The sequence below is a fragment of the Microbacterium sp. A93 genome, from assembly GCF_051842835.1.
The window spans coordinates 203,097-224,668 of the sequence record NZ_JBPXMT010000003.1 but is presented as its reverse complement, the minus strand read 5'-3'; the positions used below and the strand labels follow the sequence as shown (position 1 = coordinate 224,668).

Sequence of the window (21,572 nt, the reverse complement as noted above, 5' to 3'; positions counted from 1 at the left end):
TCACAGCGGGGAGCGCGCCGGCCAGATCCCGACCCGCTCACGGTCCGGCGTCGCCTGGCCCTCCAGCACGCCACCGGAGTCGTCCAGGTCACCGATGCGGTGGACCTTGACGATGTTGGTGGACCCGGGCTTGCCGGGAGGGGACCCGGCCGCGATGACCACCAGGTCGTTCACCCCGGCGATCTCCTCCCTCAGCAGGGACCGGTCCACTTGGGCCGTCATCTCGTCCGTGGAGGAGGCGAACGGCACCATCTTCGGCAGGACGCCCCAGGACAGGCACAGGATGTTGTGGGTGTGCTCCACGTGGGTGAAGGCGTAGATCATCTGCTGCGGGCGCAGGCGGGAGAGCCGGCGGGCGGAGTCACCGGACTGGGTGAAGGTCGCCAGGAACTTCACATCCAGCTGGTTGGCGATCTCCACGGCGGCACGGGTGATGGCCCCTCCGCGGGTCTTCGGCCGGGAGCCCAGGGGACGGATGCGGTCCAGCCCGTGGGTCTCCGTGGACTCGATGATCCGTGCCATCGTCTCCACCGTCAACACGGGGTACTTGCCCACCGAGGTCTCCCCCGAGAGCATCACGGCGTCCGCTCCGTCCAGCACGGCGTTCGCGCAGTCGGAGGCCTCCGCCCGGGTCGGCCGGGGGCTGTCGATCATGGACTCCAGCACCTGGGTGGCCACGATCACCGGCTTGGCCCAGCGGCGGGCCAGTTCGATCGCCTTCTTCTGCACCAGCGGCACCTCCTCCAGGGGAAGCTCCACCCCGAGGTCCCCGCGTGCCACCATGATCGCGTCGAAGGCGTCCACGATGCCATGCAAGGCCTCCACGGCCTGCGGCTTCTCGATCTTCGCGATCACCGGTACGCGCCGGCCCTTCTCATCCATGATCTCGTGCACGCGGGTGATGTCCTCCGCGGAGCGGACGAAGGACAGCGCGATCATGTCCACCCCGATGTCCAGGGCCCAGCGCAGGTCCGCCTCGTCCTTCTCGGACAGTGCCGGAACGTTGACGGCCACCCCCGGCAGGTTGATGCCCTTGTTGTTGGACACCGTCCCGGGGACCTCCACCTCGGTGACGACCTCGGTGTCGGAGACCTCCACGGCGCGCAGGCCGACTTTGCCGTCATCGATCAGCAGCGCGTCACCGGGCCGCACATCCTGCGGGAGCCCCTTGAAGGTGGTGCTGCACTCGGTGGCGGATCCCTCGATCTCCCGCGTGGTGATCGTGAACCGGTCCCCCACCGCCAGATCATGCGGGCCGTCCGCGAAACGGCCCAACCGGATCTTGGGTCCCTGCAGGTCGGCGAAGATCGCCACCGGGCGGTTCAGGTCCTTCGCGGCCTTCCGGATGTCGGCAAAGGTCCGCTCATGGACGTCCCAGCTGCCGTGGCTCATGTTCAGGCGGGCCACGTCCACCCCCGCGGCGATCAGGTTCTTGGTGTTCTGGTATCCCTCATTGGCCGGGCCGAACGTGGCGACGATCTTGGCGTGTCTCATGCTCCCAGCCTAACGAGCCGAACTGACGTTGAGGTGAACAGGCGTGGGAGCTCTCAGACCGACATGGCACGATCCGTCGGCTCCACCGGGGACGGCAGCCGGGTCCAGGTCTCCAGCGACTCGTCCACGGCCCGGGCGCAGGCTCGCCCCTCCGCGATGGCCCACACCACCAGCGAGGCGCCCCGCCCGGCATCACCGGCCACGAAGATCCCCGGGGTCTCTGTCTCGTAGCGGTGGTCCCGCTTGATGAGACCCCGCTCGAGGACGACGCCGGCCGCCTCCTCGGGCGGTCGGCTTCCCTCGGCCGTGAGGCCGGCATCCTCCACCCCGGTGAATCCCAGGGCGAGCAGCACCAGATCCGCGGGGATCTCCCGCTCGGAGCCCGGCACCGGCACACGGCGCCCGTCCGGTAGGTACTGCGTCTGGGCCACGCGCAGGGCGCGCACGCGTTCGATGCCGTCAGGCCCCGTCTCCCCGAGGAACTCCACCGTCGAGGCGAGGTACTCGCGGGTGCCCCCCTCGGCGTCCGCGGAGCTGACCTCGTAGATCCTCGGCGTGAGAGGCCACGGCTGGTCTGCCGGACGCTCGGTGGGCAGTTCCCTGCCGATGGCCAGGGTGGTCACGGAGGCCGCACCGTGACGGTGGGCCGTCCCGATGCAGTCCGCGCCGGTGTCCCCGCCGCCGAGGATGACCACGTGCTGGCCGTCGGCCCGGATCTGTGCAGCGGCCGCTTCAACCGACAGTTCACCGTTGAGCTCCCGGTTGGACTGCACCAGGTAGTCCATCGCGAAATGCACGCCGTCCAGCTGACGGCCGGGCACGGGGAGATCGCGCGGGACGGGCGCCCCGGTGGCGATGATGACGGCGTCGTAACGGCCGCGCAGCTGCGCCCAGCTGAGGTCGGTGCCGATCGCCACGCCGGTGCGGAAACGGGTCCCCTCGGCCTCCATCTGGGTCAGGCGGCGGTCCAGGAGGTCCTTCTCCATCTTGAAGTCCGGGATGCCGTACCGCAGCAGCCCGCCGATCCGCCCCTCCCGCTCGAAGACGGCCACAGTGAAGCCGGCCCGGGTGAGCTGCTGGGCGGCGGCCAGCCCGGCGGGTCCCGATCCGACGACGGCCACGGTGTGCCCGTTGAGTCGCTGCGGGATGACGGGCTCGAGCCAGTCGTTCTCGAAGGCGGCCTCGGCGATGGACACCTCGGTCTGCTTGATGGTCACGGCCGGCTGGTTGATGCCCAGCACGCAGGAGGACTCGCACGGGGCCGGGCAGATGCGACCCGTGACCTCCGGGAAGTTGTTGGTGGCGTGCAACCGGGCGGCGGCCTCCTCCCACCGGCCCCGGCGGACCAGGTCGTTCCACTCGGGGATGAGGTTGCCCAGCGGGCAGCCCTGGTGGCAGAACGGCACGCCGCAGTCCATGCAGCGGCCGGCCTGGGTGCGGACGACGGCCTCGTCCTGACGGACGTAGACGTCCTTGAAGTCGAGGATGCGCACGGGCACCGGGCGGGACGGGCGGTCCTGCCGCTTGCGGGTGTTCAGGAATCCACGGGGATCAGCCACGGGTAGCCTCCACAATCCGACCCCAGGCGGCTTCGCCGTCCGGGTCTAGTCCTTCGTCGATGACGGCCGCACGGGCCTTGAGCACGGCGTCGTAGGTGGCCGGTAGCACGGTGGTGAAGCGGGTCATCACGGTGTCCCGGCCGGAGGCCAGATCCGCCGCCAGGTCCCGCAGCAGCAGGGCCGCCACCGGTGAACCGGTCTCCGCCAGATGCCGTTTCAAGAGTTCGGCGATGTCCCGGCGGTCCTGCGGGCCGGGTTCCAGCAGCAGCAGGTCATGCTGGGCCACGGCCAGGGGATTGAGCGTGGCCACATCCAGGTCCAGCACCCAGGCGGTGCCGCCGGACATGCCCGCACCGAAGTTCCGGCCGGTGCGGCCCAGGATGAGGGCCCGGCCACCGGTCATGTACTCGCAGCCGTGGTCTCCGATGCCCTCCACCACGGCGGTCGCCCCGGAGTTGCGCACCAGGAAGCGCTCGCCCACGCGGCCGCGCAGGAACAGCTCCCCGGAGGTGGCCCCGTAGCCGATCACGTTGCCGGCCACCACATTGTCCTCGGCCGCGAAGCCCGCCGCCGGATCGGGTCGCACCACGATCCGCCCGCCGGACAGGCCCTTGCCCACGTAGTCGTTGGCGTCACCGGCCAGGCGCAGGGTGATGCCCGCGGGCAGGAACGCGCCGAGGGACTGGCCGGCCTCCCCCGTCAGGTTCACGGTGATCGTGTCCGCCGCCAACTCGTCCAGCAGGCGGGCGCTGGTGACGTGGTAGCCGAGCATGGTGCCCGCCGCGCGGTCCGTGTTGACGATCCTCCGGCTGAGGTCCACGCGGGTGCCGTGGGCGATGGCGGGCTCGGCCGCGGTGATGAGGTCGTTGTCGAAGTGCCGGTCCAGTTCGTGGTCCTGCCCGTGGGTGTTGGAGAGCTGGCGGGCCGTCTCCGGGTCGGCCGGATCGTAGCCGTCGAGGATCCCGCTGAGATCCAGGTCGCGGGTCTTCCAGTGGTCCATCGCGGCGTCCCGTTCCAGCACCTCGAGGTGTCCGATGGCCTCCTCGAGGCTGCGGAAGCCCAACTCGGCCAGGTACTCGCGCACCTCCTCGGCGATGAACTCGAAGAAGGTCACCACGAACTCGGGCCGGCCGGTGAAGCGGGAGCGCAGCTCCGGGTTCTGCGTGGCCACCCCCACGGGGCAGGTGTCCAGGTGGCACACCCGCATCATGATGCATCCCGAGACCACCAGGGGGGCGGTGGCGAAGCCGAACTCCTCGGCACCGAGCAGAGCGGCGATGACCACGTCCCGGCCGGTCTTGAGCTGGCCGTCCACCTGTACCACGACGCGGTCCCGCAGTCCGTTGAGCATCAGGGTCTGTTGGGCCTCGGCCAGTCCGAGCTCCCACGGTGAACCGGCGTGCTTGAGGGAGTTCAGGGGCGAGGCGCCGGTGCCACCGTCATGCCCGGAGATCAGCACGACGTCGGCTTTCGCCTTGGTCACTCCTGCCGCCACGGTGCCGACCCCCGATTCGGAGACGAGCTTGACGTGGACGCGGGCTGCCGGGTTGGACCGCTTGAGATCGTGGATCAGCTCGGCGAGGTCCTCGATCGAGTAGATGTCGTGGTGCGGTGGCGGGGACACGAGGGAGACGCCGGGGGTCGAGTGCCGGGTGGAGGCCACCCAGGGGTACACCTTGGTACCCATCAGCTGGCCGCCCTCGCCGGGCTTGGCCCCCTGGGCCATCTTGATCTGCAGGTCATCCGCCGTGGCCAGATACAGGCTGGTCACCCCGAAGCGGCCCGAGGCGATCTGCTTGACCGCCGAGCGCCGCTCGGGATCCAGGAGCCGCTCGGGGTCCTCGCCGCCCTCCCCGGTGTTGGACCTGCCGCCGAGCCGGTTCATGGCGATCGCCAACGTCTCGTGGGCCTCCCGGGAGATGGAGCCGTAGCTCATGGCCCCGGTGGAGAAGCGCTTGACGATCGCCGACACGGGTTCCACCTCGTCCACGGGCACGGGCTGGCGCACCCCCGTCTTCAGCCTCAGCAGCCCGCGCAGGGTCATCAGGTCCCTGGACTGCTCGTCCACGAGGCGGGTGTAGTCCTTGAAGATGCCGTACTGCCGGGTGCGGGTGGAGTGCTGCAGGCGGAAGACGGTCTCCGGGTTGAACAGGTGCGGCGGCCCGTCCCGGCGCCACTGGTACTCACCCCCGGTCTCCAGCTCACGGTAGGGGTCGATGTCATTGCCGTCCGGCGGATAGGCCGCCCGGTGCCGCTGCTCGTTCTCGGCGGCGATGACCTCCAGCCCGACCCCGCCCAGGGGGGTCCTGGTGCCGGAGAAGTACCGGTCCACCAGAGTCCTGGACAGGCCGATGGCCTCGAAGGTCTGGGCCCCGCAGTAGGACGCCACGGTGGAGATGCCCATCTTGGACATGATCTTCTGCACGCCCTTGCCCAAGGCCCGGATCAGGTGGGCCACGGCCTCGGCCCGGGTGATACCGGTGATGGCGCCGGTGCGCACGAGGTCCTCGGCGGACTCCATGGCCAGGTACGGGTTCACGGCGGAGGCCCCATAGCCGATCAGGACGGCCACGTGGTGGACCTCCCGCACGTCCCCGGCTTCCACGAGCAGCGAGGCACGCGTCCGGTTCGCCGAGGAGAGCAGGTGGTGGTGCACGGCGGAGAGCAGCAGCAGGGACGGGATCGGCGCCCACTGCGCGTTCGAGTCACGGTCGGAGAGCACGATGTACTGGATCCCGCGGTTCACCGCGGCGGAGACCTGCTCACAGATCTCGGTGAGCCGGTCCTGCAGCCCGGCGGCGCCGCCGTCGACCCGGTACAGGCCTCGGACCTTCAGGCTGGCCTTGGTGCCCGGCGCCGGACCCGCCGCAGCCCCCTCCGCCGCCCCCTCCGCTGGACCGACCGGCGGGCCGACCGCCGGGCCGACCGCCGGGCCGGGAGTCACCCGCAGGTTGGCGATCTTCGCCAGCTGGTCGTTGTCGATGACCGGGAACTGAAGTCCGATGTGGCAGGAGAGCACCCGCTCGGCGGAGAGCAGGTTGCCGTCCGGGCCGATCGAGGTGCGCAGGGAGGTGACGATCTCCTCCCGGATGGAGTCCAGCGGCGGGTTGGTGACCTGCGCAAAGGACTGGGTGAAGTAGTCGAACAGCAGCCGCGGCCGCTTCGAGAGCACAGCGATCGGGGTGTCCGTGCCCATGGCACCCAGGGGCTCGGCACCGTGCTCCGCCATGGGTCCGATCAGGACGCGCAACTCCTCCGTGGTGTAGCCGAAGGTGCGCTGGCGGTGGGCCACGGAGGTGGAGGAATAGGTGACGTGCTCCCGCTCGGGCAGATCGCTCAGGCTGATCAGGTTCTCGCTGACCCATTCGCGCCACGGGTTGGCGTTGGCCACCTCGGCCTTGATCTCGTTGTCCTCGATGATCCGCCCCTCGGCGGTGTCCACGAGGAACATCCGGCCCGGGGCCACGCGGCCCTTCCGGACGATCCGGGAGGGTGCCAGCGGCAGCACGCCGACCTCCGAGGCCAGCACCACCAGGCCGTCGTCCGTCACCCAGTAGCGGGCCGGGCGCAGTCCGTTGCGGTCCAGCACGGCGCCGATCTGGCGCCCGTCGGTGAACGCCACGGCGGCGGGGCCATCCCAGGGCTCCATCAACATGGAGTGGTACTCGTAGAAGGCGCGCCGGTCCGGATCCATGGACTCGTGGTTCTCCCACGCCTCCGGGATCATCATCATGACCACGTGGCTCAGCGGACGGCCGCCCAGCAGCAGCAGCTCGGCCACCTCGTCGAAGTTCGCGGAGTCGGAGGCTCCCGGCGTGCAGATCGGGTAGAGCGTCTCCGGTTCCTCTCCGAGCACGGGCGAGGCCAGCATCGACTGCCGGGCCCGCATCCAGTTCCGGTTGCCCTTGACGGTGTTGATCTCGCCGTTGTGGGCGATGGTCCGGAAGGGCTGCGCGAGCGGCCAGGACGGGAACGTGTTGGTGGAGAACCTCGAGTGCACCACGGCCAGTGAGGTCGCGAAGCGCTCATCGGACAGGTCCGGGTAGAACGGTTCGAGTTGGGCGGTGGACAGCATGCCCTTGTACACGATGGTCTGGGCGGACAGGGAGGGGAAGTAGACGCCGTACTTGTTCTGGGTGCGTTTGCGGACGCGGAAGGCCCGGGCGTCGAGGGACTCCCCCACGGATTCCGTGATGGCCGCGGGGTCCACGGCCAGGAACAGCTGGGCGAAGTGCGGCATGACCGCACGGGCCGAGGCCCCGAGGACCGCGGTGTCCACGGGGACGTCCCGCCAGCCCAGGACCGTCAGGCCCTCCTGTGCGGCGCGCTCGGCGATGCCGGCCACCGCCTCGGCGCGCTCGGTCTCCTCCTGCGGGAGGAAGGCCGTCCCGACCGCGTACCGGCCGGCGTCGGGCAACTCGAAATCCAGCACCGCGCGGAAGAAGGCGTCCGGGATCTGCAGGAGCATCCCGGCCCCGTCCCCGGTGCCGTCATCCCCGCCGACCCCGCCGCGGTGCTCGAGGTTGCGCAACGCCACGAGGGCGTGTTCCACGATGTCGTGACCGGGCACACCGCGCAGGGTGGCGATCACCGCCAGCCCGCAGGCGTCCTTCTCCGCGTCCGGGTGGTAGAGCCCCTGCTCGGCGGGGAGGCCGGAGTACCGGTTGAAGGGGTTCTTCGGATCCTTCGCCAGTCTGTCCTGGGCGGAGTCATCCGGCAGTTGGCGGTCCGGCTGTTCGCCGTCTGGCTGCTCGTGGTCAACGCGCAATGTCATGTGAATCCTTCCGGTGCGCAGTGGGATCTGCTGCGGTGGAAGGGGACATCGTCGGCCCCGGTGGCCCTGCGACGCTCAGGCGTCTCGGGTCAGTGCAGTGGACTCGATTCTACTGAGGTAAGGGCCACTCACTCAGCGTTTGGGGCCGGATCGCCGATTTTTTTTGTTTCGTCGGCGTTAACTCTTTCGTCGTCACCGGTCAGGGCAGGCGCCTCGGGCTCATCGGCCTCCCGCTCATCGACCTCAGGCACCGGCTCGCGGCCCTCGCGCCACACAGAGTCGGCCAGAGCACGGGCCTCGGCGGATTTCGGGCGGGTGAGGCCGAGATAGACCAGGAAGCCCACGGCGATGAGGAACATCAACAGCGACGTCCAGACGTTCAGGCGCTGGGTGGTGCCGAACAGCGTGACCATCTCCGCCTCATCGATCCGGAGTGTCTCGATCCAGGTGCGTCCAGCGGTATACCAGGCCACGTAGGACCACAGCATCATGCCGCGGCGCAGGCGTAGCCTCCGGTCCAGCAGCAGGAGCAGGGCCACGCCGGCCAGGTTCCAGACGATCTCGTACAGGAAGGTGGGGTGGAAGAGCGTGCCCTCCAAGGCCCCGGCCGGGAAGTTGGGGTGGTCCGCGGCGACCTGCAGGCCCCAGGGCAGGGTGGTCGGCCCGCCGAAGAGCTCCTGGTTGAAGTAGTTGCCGAGCCGGCCGATGGCCTGGGCCAGCAACACCGCCGGCGCCACGACGTCGGCATAGGCGGCCAGCTTGAAGCCGTACCGGCGGCATCCGATCCAGGCGCCGACCGCGCCGAGCGCGACGGCACCCCAGATCCCGAGGCCACCCTCCCAGACGCGCCAGATCTTAGTCAGGTCACCCGTGCCGTCGAAGTTCGGGCCGAAGTAGGCCGTCGGAGAGGAGAACACGTGGTACAGCCTGGCCCCCACGAGGCCGAAGACGATGGCCCAGATGGAGATGTCGATGATGCTGCCCTCGGGGCCGCCGCGCGTCTTCCAGCGCTGCGAGGACAGCCAGAGGGCCACCACCATGCCCGCCACGATGCACAGGGCGTAGGCGTGGATGGTGACCGGGCCGAGGTGGAAGGCGTCCCAGCCGGGCGCGGGGATCGCCGCCGTGATCAGGGCCGAGGTATCCCAGGACGTCATGCTCATCGCACGGCACCGGTCGCCAGGGTGGCAGCCAGTTGTCCGACGGCGGCCGGGCCGCCGTCGCGCAGCGCCGCCACCAGGGCGGTGCCCACGATCGCCCCATCGGCATAGGCGCCGATCTCGCGGATGTGCTCCGGCTGGGAGATGCCCAGGCCGACGGCGACCCGTGGGGCGCCGGCGGCGTGGGCACGGGCCACGACCTGTTCGGCGGCCGTGGAGACCTCCGAGCGGGCCCCGGTGACGCCCATGACGGAGACCCCGTAGACGAAGCCGCGTGAGGATTCGGTGATGAGCTGCACGCGCTCATCCGTGGAACTCGGTGCGGTCAGGAAGATCCGGTCCAGGCCGTACCGGTCGGAGGCCTCGAACCACTCCCCGGCCTCCTCGGGCACCAGGTCCGGGGTGACGATCCCCGCGCCCCCGGCCTCGGCCAGGCGGCGGGCGAAGGTCTCCACGCCCATCCGGTCCACGATGTTCCAGTAGGTCATGACCACCACGGCGGCCCGGGTGCGCTGCGTCACAGCGCGGATGATCTCGAACACCCCGTCGATGCGGAAGCCGGCGGCCAGCACCTGGCTCGTGGCGGCCTGGATGACCGGCCCGTCCATCACGGGATCGCTGTAGGGGATGCCGATCTCGATGACGTCGGCCCCGTTGTTGCCCAGGGCCACGGCGGCCTCGATCGAGTCCTCCAGGGTGGGGAAGCCCGCCGGCAGGTAGCCGATGAAGGCGGTGCGGCCGGCGGTGCGCGCGGCCTCGATGGCCTCAGTGGTCAATGATCGGATCGGGGTGTTCCCCTCCGGGGTCTGCTCGCTCATCAGTTCTGTGCTCCTTCGGGGCGTGCCGCCACGGCGTCGACGTCTCCACCCTCGGGGGTCGGGTGATCCGGGAGCATGCCGAAGTACTTGGCCGCTGAGGCCACGTCCTTGTCCCCACGCCCGGAGAGGTTGATGATGATGACCTTCTCCTCGCCGGCGGCGGTTCCGGGCCCGACGAGGCCCTCGTCCGCCCAGCGCTTCGCCAGGCGCAGGCCTCCGGCGAGGGCATGGGCTGATTCGATGGCCGGAACGATGCCCTCGGTCCGGCAGAGACGCTGGAAGGCGTCCATGCACTCATCGTCGCCCACGGGCTCGTAGGTGGCCCGTCCCGTGTCATGCAGCCAGGCGTGCTCGGGGCCGACGGCCGGGTAGTCGAGTCCCGCCGAGATCGAGTGGGAGTCGATGGTCTGCCCGTCCTCGTCCTGCATGAGGTAGGTCCGGGCGCCGTGCAGGACACCCGTCCGGCCGAGGTTGATGGAGGCGGCGTGGCGGCCGGTCTCGATCCCCTCGCCGCCGGCCTCCAGTCCGTAGAGCTCCACCTCGGGATCGTCCAGGAAGCCGTGGAAGATGCCCATCGCGTTGGAGCCGCCACCCACGCAGGCGCAGACCGCGTCCGGGAGGCGGCCGACTTTGGCGAGGATCTGCTCGCGGGCCTCCTCGCCGATCACCGAGTGGAAGTACCGCACCATGGCCGGGAAGGGGGCCGGGCCGGTCACCGTGCCGAGCAGGTAGTGGGTGGTGTCCACGGAGGCCACCCAGTCCCGCAGGGCCTCGTTGATGGCGTCCTTGAGCGTCCGCACACCGGTGGTCACGGGGATGACGGTGGCACCGAGCATCTCCATCCGAGCCACGTTGAGCGCTTGGCGCTGGGTGTCCACCTCGCCCATATAGACGGTGCACTCCATCCCGAACAGGGCGGCCGCGGTGGCGGTGGCGACACCGTGCTGGCCGGCACCGGTCTCGGCGATCAGGCGGGTCTTGCCCATCCGCCGTGCCACCAGGGCCTGCCCGATCACGTTGTTGATCTTGTGGGAGCCGGTGTGGTTGAGGTCCTCGCGCTTGAGGAACATCCGGACGCCCGGGGAGTCCGCCGCGAACCGTGGCACCTCCGTGAGCAGGGACGGGCGGTTCACGTAGTTGGTGAACAGATCCTGCAGCTCGGCGATGAAGTCCGGATCGTCCCGGGCCTGGGTGAAGGTCCGATCCACTTCCTCGAGCGCGGCGATCAGGGATTCGGGCATCCAGCGCCCACCGTAGGGACCGAAGTACGGTCCAGGCTGGTTCTGATAGCTCCCGGTGTGCTCAATCATCGTACGGTCCAGTCTGTGGTCATCGGTTGGTCAGGACGGAGAAAGAAGTGGCGGCGGTGCGGTTCGAGCCGGTGGCACCCAGCTGCCGCTCAGCCGCGCACCGTCAGCGAGGCGGCCCGGAAATCGCGGATGGCCTGGCTCGGGTCCCCGTGCTTCACGAGGGCCTCACCCACCAGGACGGCGTCAGCACCCTCCCGGGCGTAGTCGGCCACCTGCTCGGGGCCCTGCACGCCGGACTCGGCGATCCGGACCACACCCTCCGGCAGGTTCGGGGCGAGGGTGGCGTAGTTCGCCGGATCCACATCCAGGGTCTTCAGGTTCCGGACGTTGACGCCGACGATCCGGGCCCCGACGGCCACGGCACGTTCGATCTCCTGAACCGTGTGGGCCTCGACCAGCGCGTCCATGCCCAACTCGTGGGTCAGGGCGAGGTAATCGGCCAGCTGTGCGTCATCCAGGGCGGCGACGATCAGCAGGACCAGATCGGCACCGTGGGCACGGGCCTCGTGGATCATGTACTCGTCCACCGTGAAGTCCTTGCGGAGCACGGGGATGTCCACGGCGGCCCGGACGGCATCCAGGTCCTGCAGCGAACCGCCGAAACGATGCCGCTCGGTGAGGACGGAGATGGCGGAGGCACCTCCCGCCTCGTAGGCGCGGGCCAGTTCCGCGGGTGAGGCGATGTCTGCCAGGGCGCCCTTGGACGGGCTGGAGCGCTTGACCTCGGAGATGATGCGGATCCCGCGGTCATCACCGCGTCCCCCGCTCAGGGCGGACAGGGCGTCCCGGGCCGGGGCCAGCCGCACGGAGTCGGCGGCCCGCTCGGACATGGCCTGCAGGGACACCTCGCGGCGACGCTCCTCGAGGTCGGCGCGGACCCCGACGATGATCTCGTCGAGAACGGTGGCCATCAGTGCCGGGAGGGCTTCGCGTGGCCCTGGGTGCCCTTGCCGGCCTTGCTCATGATGAACCCGGCGACGAGACCGGCCACGGCCACCACGGCACCGGCGATGATCAGGAAGAACAGGTCTGCCAGCATGCCGACGCCGGCCAGGAGCGAACCCACGAGGATCAGCAGCACCAGCGTCCATGCGGCCGGCGAGTTGCCGTGGCCGAGGGGCTCGGCGTGCGTCGGATCATTGAGCACGAGGTCGTCTTCGGCGGTGCGGTGCGAGGTGGTCATGGACCGTCCCTTTCGTTCCAATGGCATCGAGGCCCGCCGCACTTCCGGGATGCGGGAGGGCGGCGGCTGATCGGGTCTGCTCCTCATTCTGCCACGGAACCGCGGCAGGATCCCGCAGATCTCACCTAGGTCGGATCCTGTCCCCGGCTCAGCTCGTCCCAGGCATCGATCTCGTCCAGATCGGTGTCGTCCTCGCCCCCACCGGCGGATCCGGGTTCGGTTCCCGCCGCGGCAGGGCCGCCCGCCGGTGCTGTCGAGACGCCCGGTGCCGTCGGGAGTCCCACGGCCCCGGCCGCCACGGGGCTCTCGTGCCGGCGGCTCGTGGCCCAGCCCCGGCCGAGGACCAGGATGGTCAGGCCACACAGCAGCAGCAGGACGCCGCCGATCAGGGTGAGCCAGGGCCACACGGTGACCGCGTAGCTGCCGGCGTCCGCCGTGGTGCCGCTGGCCTGGGAGACCTGGGCCTGGGCGGCGGCTGCGGGATCCAGTGCGGCGTAGACGGCGGAGAGGCCTGCGGCCACGCCCGCCAGCATCAGGAGCACGGCGGCGATCCAGCGGCCGATCCGCCGTGCCATGGACAGGGCGATGCCCGCGGCCATGCCCACCAGCCCCATGGCCGGTACGACGGCGGCCGCCTGGTTCCCGGTGGTGGTCACCGAGGTGGTGGCCAGCCCGGAGACACCGGTGGACTGGATCCACGTCTGGGCTCCGGTGCCGAGGATGATGGCGCCTGCGGCGATGGCCCAGAGGACCGCGGTGCGACGTTTCAGGGTCATGGCGTCTCCACCGTGCTCTCCACTGTGGTGCCGGCTGTGCTGTCCACCGTGCGCAGCAGACCGGCGGCCAGGACCGCCCGCATCGGCGCGCTCGACTTGGTCACGGTCTCGGCCGCCTCGGTCTCCGGGTCGGAGTCGGCGACGATCCCGGCACCGGCCTGGACGTAGGCGGTGCCGTCCACGAGTGTGGCGGAGCGGATGTTGATGGCCATGTCCATGTTGCCGGCCAGATCGAAGTAGCCGACCACCCCGCCGTACGGACCGCGCTCCTGCGGTTCCCACTCATCCAGCAGCTGCAGGGCGCGGGGCTTCGGCGCCCCGGACAGGGTACCGGCGGGAAAGGCCGCCGCCAGCACGTCCAGCGGCCGCTGCCCCGGCTCCAACCGCCCCTCCACATGGGAGACCAGGTGCATGATGTGGCTGAAGCGCTCGACCTCCATGAACTGGGTGACGGACACGCTGCCCGGGACACAGACCTTGGACAGGTCGTTCCGGGACAGGTCCACCAGCATGAGGTGCTCCGCCCGCTCCTTCTCATCGTTGACGAGTAGCTTCTCGTGCAGGTGGTCGTCCTCGACCGTGGCCCCCCGTGGCTGGGAGCCGGCGATCGGATGCGTGATGACGGAGCCGTCGTTGACCGTGACCAGCGCCTCCGGCGAGGATCCGACGATCTGGTACCGGCCGCCGTCGGGCTTCTCGAAGGAGAACAGGTACATGTAGGGGCTGGGGTTCATGGCGCGCAGCACCCGGTAGATGTCCAGGCCGCTCGCGGAGGTCTGCGCGGAGAAGCGACGGGACACCACGATCTGGAAGACCTCGCCCTCCACGATCGCGTGCTGGGCCTTGGCCACGGCGTCCAGGAAGCCCTCGTGGGTCCAGGAGTCGTGCACGTGAGCCGCCACGTCCACGTCCAGCCAGTTCGGTGGGGCCACGGACACGGGGTCGTGGACGGCGCCCGGGGCGGCCGTCAGACGGGCGGCCATGGAATGCAGCCGCTGCACCGCATCCTCCCAGGCGGCGGGGGCGCCGGAGGCCAGGCCGTTGTGGTTGATCGCGTTGGCCACGAGGGTGACCGTGCCGTCCACCGTGTCATGCACGGCCAGGTCCGTGATGAGGTTCATGGCCATCTCCGGCAGGCCGAGGTCATCCGCCGGCGGGTTGGGCAGGCCCTCCCAATGGCGCACGGTCGGCCACCCGAGGAAACCGGCCATTCCGGAGACCAGGTTCGGCCGGTCCCGGCCCCCACCGCCCGGGATGTCCGAGGCCAGCAGGTCGAGGGTCTGGCGCAGCACCTCCACGGGATCGCCCTCCGTCGGCACCCCGGCCGGGGGTTCACCCTGCCAGTGGGCCGTGGAATCCCGCGTGGTCAGGGTGGCCGCGCTCCCCGCGCCGATGAACGAGTAGCGGGACCACACCCCGCCCTGGGCCGCCGACTCCATCAGGAAGGTGCCGGGTTCGTCTGCGGCGAGGCGCCGGTAGATGCCGATGGGGGTCAGCCCGTCGGCCAGGACCGTGAGGGTGACCGGGATGACCCGGTGGGTGCCGGCGAGGGCCTCGAATTCCTCGGCGGTCGGGGTGATCGTGCCTAGCTCACGCATCCGTGGGGGCCTCCTGGTGAGTCTGATGCTGGGGATTCTGGTGGGCAGGACGTCCTGCGAGGGGCAGGCCGCGGCCCACGAAGCAGGTCCGGGTGCCCGTGTGGCAGGCTGCGCCCACCTGGTCCACCTGGACGAGCAGCGCATCGCCGTCACAGTCCAGGGACACGGCCACCACCGTCTGGGTGTGCCCGGAGGTGTCGCCCTTGCGCCAGTACTCCTGACGGGACCTCGAGTAGTACGTGGCCCGGCCGCTCGTGAGGGTACGCCGCAGTGCCTCCTCGTCCATCCACCCGAGCATGAGCACCTCTCCGGTGTCATGCTGCTGGGCGATCGCGGCCACCAGACCGTCCGGGGTCTTCTTGAGCCGCTGGGCGATCGCGGGGTCGAGTGCAACTGATTGAGCGGCGGCGTTGTCCATGGTGGTCCAGTCTAGGCTCCGTGTAGCGTTGGCCTTGTTATGGGCACCCACGCCGACCGGACCTCCGGCACCACCCCTGGACGTGACTTCACGGCCGCCTCGCGAGACGCACTCGTCGAGGCGCTGCTGGCCGCCGGTCCGGGGCAGCCGACGCTCTGTGCGGGATGGAAGACGGAGCACCTGGCGGCTCACATCATGCTCCGCGAGAACTCCCCGCTCGTCGCGGGCCTGCTGCTACCCCCGCTGGCCCGCTCCCTGGATCGCAAGACCCTGTCCGTGGGCGACGCCGCGAGCGGGCCGCAGGCCTACCAGCAGCTCGTGGACCGCGTGGCGGCCGGCCCCCGGCCACCGGCCCTCCTCCGTGGCCACCCACGGGCCGCGGCGGTCGCCGACCAGGTCTCCGGGCGGCTGAAGGGCACGAAGCCGGCGCGCCGGGCCGCCCAGGCCGCGAACCTGCTCGAGTTCTTCGTCCACACCGAGGATGTCCGGCGCGCGCAGGACCGCTGGGCTCCACGGCACCTCGCCGATGACTACGCCGATGCCCTGTTCACCGAGTTCGTCCGCCGTGCCCGACTCCTGTACCGCTCCGAGACCACCGGGATCGTCCTGGCGCGCAGCACCGGTCAGCGCGTGGTCGCGCGTCCCGCGGCCCAGGACGGCCCCTCCCAGACCATCGCCGGCCCCGCCGGCGAGCTGGTCCTGCACGGCTTCGGCCGGCGGGGGCATGCCCTCGTCCTCGTGGACTAGTGCGGGTGGGTGAGGTATCGGTACCCGGCCACGGTGCTGAAACCGGCTGCCTGATACACCTGCAGCGCGCGGGTGGAGCGCTCCTCGACCTGGAGCCAGCACCCGGCCACGTCCAGGCGGACCAGATGGTTGAAGACGGCATCCAGGAGTGAGGCCGAGATCCCCCGTCCACGCACGTCCTCCCGGACCCACAGGGCGTAGATGCCCGCGAAGGCCCGCTCCGAACCCTCCGGCGTGACGAGGGACAGCTTGGCGCCGCCGCAGATGTTCCCGTCGGCATCCAGGCAGCTGTAGAACCGACTCCGTCCTCCGCTCAGCAGGCGGCGGTGCACCAGCCGGCTGGCGGGGTCATCGCCGGAGGCGGGGTCGATGTAGGCGGAGAGCCAGTCCTCGCTGAGTGATTCGCTGACCAGGATGCGCCGGTCCCACTCGGTGTCCGCGGGAAAGTCGTTGCCGTCCATCCAGAGGACCTGAGTGGGTGCCACGTCCTCGTAGCCCCGTCCCTCGAGAAGGTCACCCAGGCGCTGCTGGCCCTCGAAGAAGGCAACGGTGGCGGCATCATCAGGGACATCAGCGGCACCTGCGGCACCTCGGCCACCGTCAGCGTCACCGCCAGGATGGCCTTCAGCACCCCACCGAGCGCCCGACGCCGGCCGCCACAGTTGGAAGGTCGGGGCCAGCCAGCGCTCGGCGCTGCGACGCTCGACCTCGTCGACCGCCTCTTCCATCGCGGTCACCTCTGCGGGCATGTCCGCAGAGACCACGGAGTTGGCCCGGCGGGTGATCCCGGAGGAGAAGCGCACGGTCCAACCGCCGACGTCCTGGGACTCGACGGCGGGCCAGCCCAGGACGGTCAGGTGCTGTAGCTCGGTTGCGGAGATCCCGGTGGACTCAACGAACGGAATGGCCGGCCTCCCGGATCGCGCTTTTGACCCGGGCGATCATGTCCACGGGTCCGAAGTGGAAGATGGAGGCGGCCAGCACGGCATCCGCCCCGGCCTCGATGGCGGGAGGGAAGTGCTCCGGTGCCCCGGCGCCACCCGAGGCGATCAGGGGAACGCCGGTCACCGCGCGCACGGCGCGGATCATCTCCAGGTCGAAGCCCTCTCTCGTGCCGTCCGCGTCGATGGAGTTCAGCAGGATCTCCCCCACGCCACGCTCAGAGGCCTCCCGGCACCACTGGACGGCGTCGATACCGGTCCCCTGCCGTCCGCCGTGGGTGGTGACCTCGAAGCCGGACGCCACCTGCGGGTCATCCGTCCTGCGGGCATCCAGCGAGAGGGTCAGGACCTGGGAGCCGAACCGTTGGGTGATCTCGTTGATGACCTCGGGTCGGGCCACTGCGGCGGTGTTGATGGAGGCCTTGTCAGCCCCCGAGGCCAGCAACCTGGCCACGTCCTCCACCGTCCGCACGCCGCCGCCGACGGTCAGGGGGATGAAGACCTCCTCGGCGGTCTTCGAGACCACGTCATAGGTGGTGGCGCGGTCTGCGGTGGATGCCGTGACATCGAGGAAGGTGAGCTCGTCGGCTCCCGCCTCGTTGTAGCGCCGGGCCAGCTCCACCGGATCACCGGCATCCCGCAGGTCCTCGAAGTTGACGCCCTTGACAACCCTTCCGGCGTCGACGTCGAGACAGGGGATCACGCGGATGGCAACTGTCATGGACTCAGCTTTCTCAGCAGTGGTTTTCAGGGATCTCCCTTTCGGTGCTGGACGGCGGCCGGCGGCTCAGAGGCGGATGGCGTGGATCGCGGACACCAGGATGGCGCGCGCTCCGAGGTCATAGAGCTCGTCCATCACCTTGTTGGTGTCCTCCTGTTTGACCATGGAGCGGACCGCCACCCAGTTCTCATCCTGCAACGGGGAGATGGTGGGCGATTCCAGTCCCGGCGTCGCCGCCGTGGCTGCCTGCAGGTGGATGCGGCTGACGTCGTAGTCGATCATGACGTACCGGCGGGCCACCAGGACTCCCTGCAGGCGCCGCAGGAGGACGTCGAGTCCTTCCGGACGGCGTCCCGTCTGGCCGATGATGATGGCCTCGGAGTGCATGATGGGCTCTCCGAAGGTCTCCATGCCGGCCGCCTTGAGGGTGCTGCCCGTCTCCACGACGTCTGCGATCGCATCCGCCACGCCGAGGTTCACGGATGATTCCACGGCACCGTCCAGGTGCACGATCATCTCCGGCTTCACGGCCTGGGTCGCGAGGTAACCCTCGAGCAGGCCGTCATAACTGGTGGCGATCCGCTTGCCCTCGAGGTCCTGCAGGGAGGAGAAGCGGCCGACCGGGGCGGCGAAACGGAACGTGGACTTACCGAACCCGAGCGCCATGATCTCCTCGGCGGAGCCACCCACCTGGGCGTCCTGGAACAGGTCACGTCCGGTCAGTCCGATGTCCAGGGTGCCCTGGCCCACGTACACGGCGATGTCCCGGGGCCGCAGGTAGAAGAACTCCACATGGTTCTCGGGGTCCATCATGACCAGTTCCTTGGTGTCCCTCCGCTGGAGGTATCCCGCTTCCTGGAGCATGTCTCGGGCGGCCTCGGAGAGGGCCCCCTTGTTGGGAACGGCTATGCGCAGCATGGGTGCTGGTTCTCCTGTTGTGCTCGGTGGCTTCTGGTGGACGTCTCGGTGGCTTCTGGTGGACGGCTGGCGGACAGCGGCTCAGAGATGCCGGTAGACATCCTGCAGGGTCAGGCCTTTGGCGATCATCATGACCTGCAGGTGGTAGAGCAGTTGGGAGATCTCCTCGGCCGCCTCCTCCTTGGTCTCGTACTCGGCGGCCATCCACACCTCGGCGGCCTCCTCCACGACCTTCTTGCCGATCCCATGGATCCCGGAGTCGAGTTCGGCCACGGTCCCAGAGCCCTCCGGCCTGGTCAGGGCCTTCCGGCTCAGCTCGTCGAAGAGTTCATCGAAGGTTTTCACTCTCCAAGGGTAGCCATCCCAGCGCCGTGCCCCTGACCGGTGGCTCAGTATGTGACGAGACAGGTGACGAGACAGGTGACGAGATGTCAGATCACCGGAGGACCAGCTCCGTCAGGACCGCCGCCTGGAAGGCCTCATAGCCTTTGTCCTCGCTGGAGCCCTCCAGTCCGGCGCGGTCCAACGCCTGTTCCTCGGTGTCACAGGTGAGTACACCGAAACCCACCGGGGTGCCGGTGCGCACGGACACGTCGACGAGTCCCTGCGTCGCACCGGAACAGACGTACTCGAAGTGCGGCGTGCCGCCGCGGATGACCACCCCCAGAGCCACCACGGCGTCGAACCGCGGGGCCAGGCGAGCCGCGGCGACGGGCAGTTCGAACGCCCCGGGGACACGGATCTCGGTGATCACGATCCCGGCCTCCGCGGCCGCCCGGCGGGCACCGTCCAGCAAACCGTCCATGACCCGCTCGTGCCACTGGGCCGCCACCACGGCGACGCGCAGGCTCGCCGGACCGGCCGACGTCGGGCCCTGCTGTGTCTGTCCGGCCGGTGGTGTCTGTCCGGCCTGCTGCAACTGGGCGCCAAGCCCTCGGGGTGCTCCGTGTCCGCTCATGGGGTGTCTCCTGATTTGGTGGGTCGTGCAGTGGGTGGCGTGGTGGGACGTGGGGTGATGCTGGTGTGCTCGGGGACGAGGTCTCCCGCCAACCGGTGTGCCATGCGGTCCCGCTTGGTGGTCAGGTAGCGGCGGTTGTGCTCGGTGACGGGCGCCGGGCTCGGCACGATCTCGGTCACCACGATCCCCGAGCGCTCCAGCTGATCGGCCTTGTCCGGGTTGTTGGTCACCAGCCGGATCCGGTCCAGGCCCAGCCGGTGCAGGATCATGGCGGCCGAACGGTAGCTGCGTCCATCCGCCGGCAGCCCCAAGTGCTCGTTGGCGGACACCGTGTCCATCCCCGAGTCCTGGAGGGCGTAGGCCAGGATCTTGTTGGCCAGCCCGATCCCCCGGCCCTCATGGCCGCGCAGGTAGATCACGGTGCCCCCCTCGGCCATGGCCTGGTGCAGGGCGTGGTCCAGCTGGGCCCCGCAGTCGCATCGTTCGGATCCGAAGACGTCCCCCGTCAGGCATTCGGAGTGCAGCCGGACCAGCGGGTCCGCTGATACCGCGGTGTTCGCAGACGTCCCCCGGTCCGCCGGGGCCTGGAGCACCACGTGCTCCGCACCCGTCTCCGGATCGGGGTGGACCGATACGCGGAAGGTTCCGTAACGGGTCGGCAGGCTGACGGTCGGGGTGCTGGTGTCCGGTGGAGTGACCGGCTCGACCACCTCCGCCGGCCCGAGGTAGGCCACCAGATCCTCGATCGAGATCAGGGGCATGCCGTGCCGATCGGCGAAATCGCGCAACGCCGGCAGGCGCATCATGGTCCCGTCATCGTGGACGAGTTCCGCGATGGCCCCGACGGGGGCCCGGCCGGCCAGCCGGCTGAGGTCCACGGCAGCCTCCGTATGGCCCCGCCGTTCGGCCACGCCGCCGGGCGCCGCCACGAGGGGGAACACATGACCCGGTCGGCTGATCAGGCCGGCGGTGGCGGAGGGGTCGGCCAGGACCTTGAGGGTCGTGGCCCGGTCCGCTGCGGAGATCCCCGTGGTGGTCCCGGCGATGGCATCGCACGAGACGGTGTACGCGGTCCCTTTGGGGTCCTCGTTGCGTGCCGTCATGGGTGGCAGCTCTAGCCGGGCGGCGGTCTCCGCGGGCATCGGCGCGCACAGCACCCCCGAGGTGTAGCGCACGGTCAGGGCCACGGTCTCCGGGGTGGCGGCATCCGCCGCGAAGACGATGTCCCCCTCGTTCTCGCGGTCCTCGTCATCCACCACGACGACGGCCCGGCCCGCTGCGATGGCGGCCACGGCCTCCTCGATGGGGTCCAGCATGATCCGTTCCGATCCTGGGTGAACTGTCCTGGCCGCGGTCATCGTGACCCCTCTCCGAGCTGGCTGTCGGCTTCCTGGCTACTGGCTTCCCGTCTGCTGGCTTCCCGTCTGCTGGCTTCCCGTCTACTCGCAACATGGTTGCCGGATGCCTCCGCCGCACGGTCATAGTCCGTCAGCCGGGCCGCGTACTTGGCCACCACATCCACCTCGAGGTTGACGCGGTCCCCGACGGTGCGGGCGCCCAAGGTGGTCTGGGCCAGCGTGGCGGGGATGACGCCGATCTCGAACCAATCGCCGGCGTCAGCACCGTCGTCCGCGCCCCCGCGCGCACCACCGTCACCGCCTCCGGTACCGGGTATGTTCACGGCGGTGACCGTCAGGGAGACGCCGTCCACGGCGATGGAACCCTTCTCCGCCACATAGCGGCCGAGGCCGGTGGGCAGAGCCACCCGGATTGACCGCCACGACCCGTGGACCTCGATCTTGGCGATGGTCCCGGTGCCGTCGACGTGGCCCTGCACGATGTGCCCGTCGAAGCGGCCCGCCGCCGGCATGCACCGCTCCAGGTTGACCCGGTCCCCGGCGACCAGGTCTCCGACGGAGGTGCGGCGCAGTGATTCGCCGATGACGTCCACCACCACGCTCCCCGCCGGGGCGGCGATGCCGGTACTGTCCGGCGCCGTGGCGGTGGACGTGGCGGTGAGGCAGGTGCCGTTGACGGCGATCGACCCTCCCAGGGGCAGGTCGGCGACCGATTCCGGGGCATGGATGGTCAACCGGGCGGAGTCCCGCTCGGGTTGGTGCTCCAGCGCCGTGACGGTGCCGAGCTCCGTGATGATTCCGGTGAACATGGTGTTTCCTTCGAGAAGTCCGTGAGCTAG

At 69.9% G+C, this 21,572-nt stretch carries 19 protein-coding genes; 1 reads left to right on the top strand and 18 read right to left on the bottom strand.

Annotation, left to right across the window (positions count from 1 at the left end; all coding sequences use genetic code 11):
- From pyk to hisI, 11 genes are all read right to left on the bottom strand, one after another.
- On the bottom strand, window positions 1-1,494 hold the full coding sequence (pyk, locus tag ACSU1G_RS09115) for a pyruvate kinase (RefSeq protein ID WP_439279604.1): 1,494 nt from the start codon (window positions 1,492-1,494) through the stop codon (window positions 1-3).
- A 53-nt stretch (window positions 1,495-1,547) separates the two neighbouring features.
- On the bottom strand, window positions 1,548-3,053 hold the full coding sequence (locus ACSU1G_RS09110) for a glutamate synthase subunit beta (RefSeq protein WP_439279603.1): 1,506 nt from the start codon (window positions 3,051-3,053) through the stop codon (window positions 1,548-1,550).
- Window positions 3,046-7,827 (bottom strand): glutamate synthase-related protein, encoded by a 4,782-nt coding sequence (locus ACSU1G_RS09105; protein WP_439279602.1) that lies wholly within the window; start codon window positions 7,825-7,827, stop codon window positions 3,046-3,048. Before ACSU1G_RS09105 ends, ACSU1G_RS09110 begins: the two co-directional genes overlap by 8 nt.
- 128 nt (window positions 7,828-7,955) lie before the next feature.
- A complete protein-coding gene (gene lgt / locus ACSU1G_RS09100; RefSeq protein ID WP_439279601.1) occupies window positions 7,956-8,990 on the bottom strand; it encodes a prolipoprotein diacylglyceryl transferase in 1,035 nt (344 codons plus the stop codon).
- Complete coding sequence (gene trpA / locus ACSU1G_RS09095) at window positions 8,987-9,805, bottom strand: tryptophan synthase subunit alpha (RefSeq protein ID WP_439279600.1); 819 nt, start codon at window positions 9,803-9,805, stop codon at window positions 8,987-8,989. The genes lgt and trpA overlap by 4 nt, the downstream gene beginning before the upstream one ends.
- Entirely contained in the window at window positions 9,805-11,115 is a 1,311-nt protein-coding gene (trpB, locus tag ACSU1G_RS09090) for a tryptophan synthase subunit beta (RefSeq protein ID WP_439279599.1), read from the bottom strand. Before trpB ends, trpA begins: the two co-directional genes overlap by 1 nt.
- Before the next feature lie 89 nt (window positions 11,116-11,204).
- Complete coding sequence (gene trpC / locus ACSU1G_RS09085; RefSeq protein ID WP_439279598.1) at window positions 11,205-12,026, bottom strand: indole-3-glycerol phosphate synthase TrpC; 822 nt, start codon at window positions 12,024-12,026, stop codon at window positions 11,205-11,207.
- On the bottom strand, window positions 12,026-12,298 hold the full coding sequence (locus ACSU1G_RS09080; protein ID WP_439279597.1) for an HGxxPAAW family protein: 273 nt from the start codon (window positions 12,296-12,298) through the stop codon (window positions 12,026-12,028). Before ACSU1G_RS09080 ends, trpC begins: the two co-directional genes overlap by 1 nt.
- A 125-nt stretch (window positions 12,299-12,423) precedes the next feature.
- Window positions 12,424-13,074 (bottom strand): Trp biosynthesis-associated membrane protein, encoded by a 651-nt coding sequence (locus ACSU1G_RS09075; RefSeq protein ID WP_439279596.1) that lies wholly within the window; start codon window positions 13,072-13,074, stop codon window positions 12,424-12,426.
- Window positions 13,071-14,672, bottom strand: a complete 1,602-nt coding sequence (locus ACSU1G_RS09070) for an anthranilate synthase component I (protein ID WP_439279595.1) — start codon at window positions 14,670-14,672, stop codon at window positions 13,071-13,073. Before ACSU1G_RS09070 ends, ACSU1G_RS09075 begins: the two co-directional genes overlap by 4 nt.
- Window positions 14,665-15,090, bottom strand: a complete 426-nt coding sequence (gene hisI / locus ACSU1G_RS09065) for a phosphoribosyl-AMP cyclohydrolase (protein ID WP_439279594.1) — start codon at window positions 15,088-15,090, stop codon at window positions 14,665-14,667. The genes ACSU1G_RS09070 and hisI overlap by 8 nt, the downstream gene beginning before the upstream one ends.
- A gap of 39 nt (window positions 15,091-15,129) precedes the next feature.
- Here hisI and ACSU1G_RS09060 point away from each other — a divergent pair, with 39 nt between their 5' ends.
- On the top strand, window positions 15,130-15,837 hold the full coding sequence (locus tag ACSU1G_RS09060) for a TIGR03085 family metal-binding protein (protein WP_439279593.1): 708 nt from the start codon (window positions 15,130-15,132) through the stop codon (window positions 15,835-15,837).
- Here ACSU1G_RS09060 and ACSU1G_RS09055 read toward each other — a convergent pair.
- The 7 genes from ACSU1G_RS09055 to ACSU1G_RS09025 form a co-directional block, all read right to left on the bottom strand.
- Window positions 15,834-16,694 carry a GNAT family N-acetyltransferase gene (locus ACSU1G_RS09055; RefSeq protein WP_439279946.1) on the bottom strand — a complete coding sequence of 287 codons (861 nt, stop codon included), beginning with the start codon at window positions 16,692-16,694 and terminating at the stop codon, window positions 15,834-15,836. The genes ACSU1G_RS09060 and ACSU1G_RS09055 overlap by 4 nt on opposite strands.
- A gap of 34 nt (window positions 16,695-16,728) precedes the next feature.
- Entirely contained in the window at window positions 16,729-17,499 is a 771-nt protein-coding gene (gene hisF, locus ACSU1G_RS09050; RefSeq protein WP_439279592.1) for an imidazole glycerol phosphate synthase subunit HisF, read from the bottom strand.
- 66 nt (window positions 17,500-17,565) lie between these two features.
- Complete coding sequence (hisG, locus tag ACSU1G_RS09045) at window positions 17,566-18,417, bottom strand: ATP phosphoribosyltransferase (RefSeq protein WP_439279591.1); 852 nt, start codon at window positions 18,415-18,417, stop codon at window positions 17,566-17,568.
- Window positions 18,418-18,498: 81 nt separating this feature from the next.
- Complete coding sequence (locus ACSU1G_RS09040; protein WP_439279590.1) at window positions 18,499-18,762, bottom strand: phosphoribosyl-ATP diphosphatase; 264 nt, start codon at window positions 18,760-18,762, stop codon at window positions 18,499-18,501.
- 91 nt (window positions 18,763-18,853) lie between these two features.
- Complete coding sequence (ribH, locus tag ACSU1G_RS09035; protein ID WP_439279589.1) at window positions 18,854-19,375, bottom strand: 6,7-dimethyl-8-ribityllumazine synthase; 522 nt, start codon at window positions 19,373-19,375, stop codon at window positions 18,854-18,856.
- The gene (ribB, locus tag ACSU1G_RS09030; RefSeq protein WP_439279588.1) at window positions 19,372-20,691 is read right to left on the bottom strand and encodes a 3,4-dihydroxy-2-butanone-4-phosphate synthase; all 1,320 of its coding nucleotides are present in this window, start codon (window positions 20,689-20,691) and stop codon (window positions 19,372-19,374) included. The genes ribH and ribB overlap by 4 nt, the downstream gene beginning before the upstream one ends.
- Before the next feature lie 38 nt (window positions 20,692-20,729).
- Window positions 20,730-21,542 carry a riboflavin synthase gene (locus ACSU1G_RS09025; protein ID WP_439279587.1) on the bottom strand — a complete coding sequence of 271 codons (813 nt, stop codon included), beginning with the start codon at window positions 21,540-21,542 and terminating at the stop codon, window positions 20,730-20,732.
- Between the last annotated feature and the right edge of the window lie 30 nt (window positions 21,543-21,572).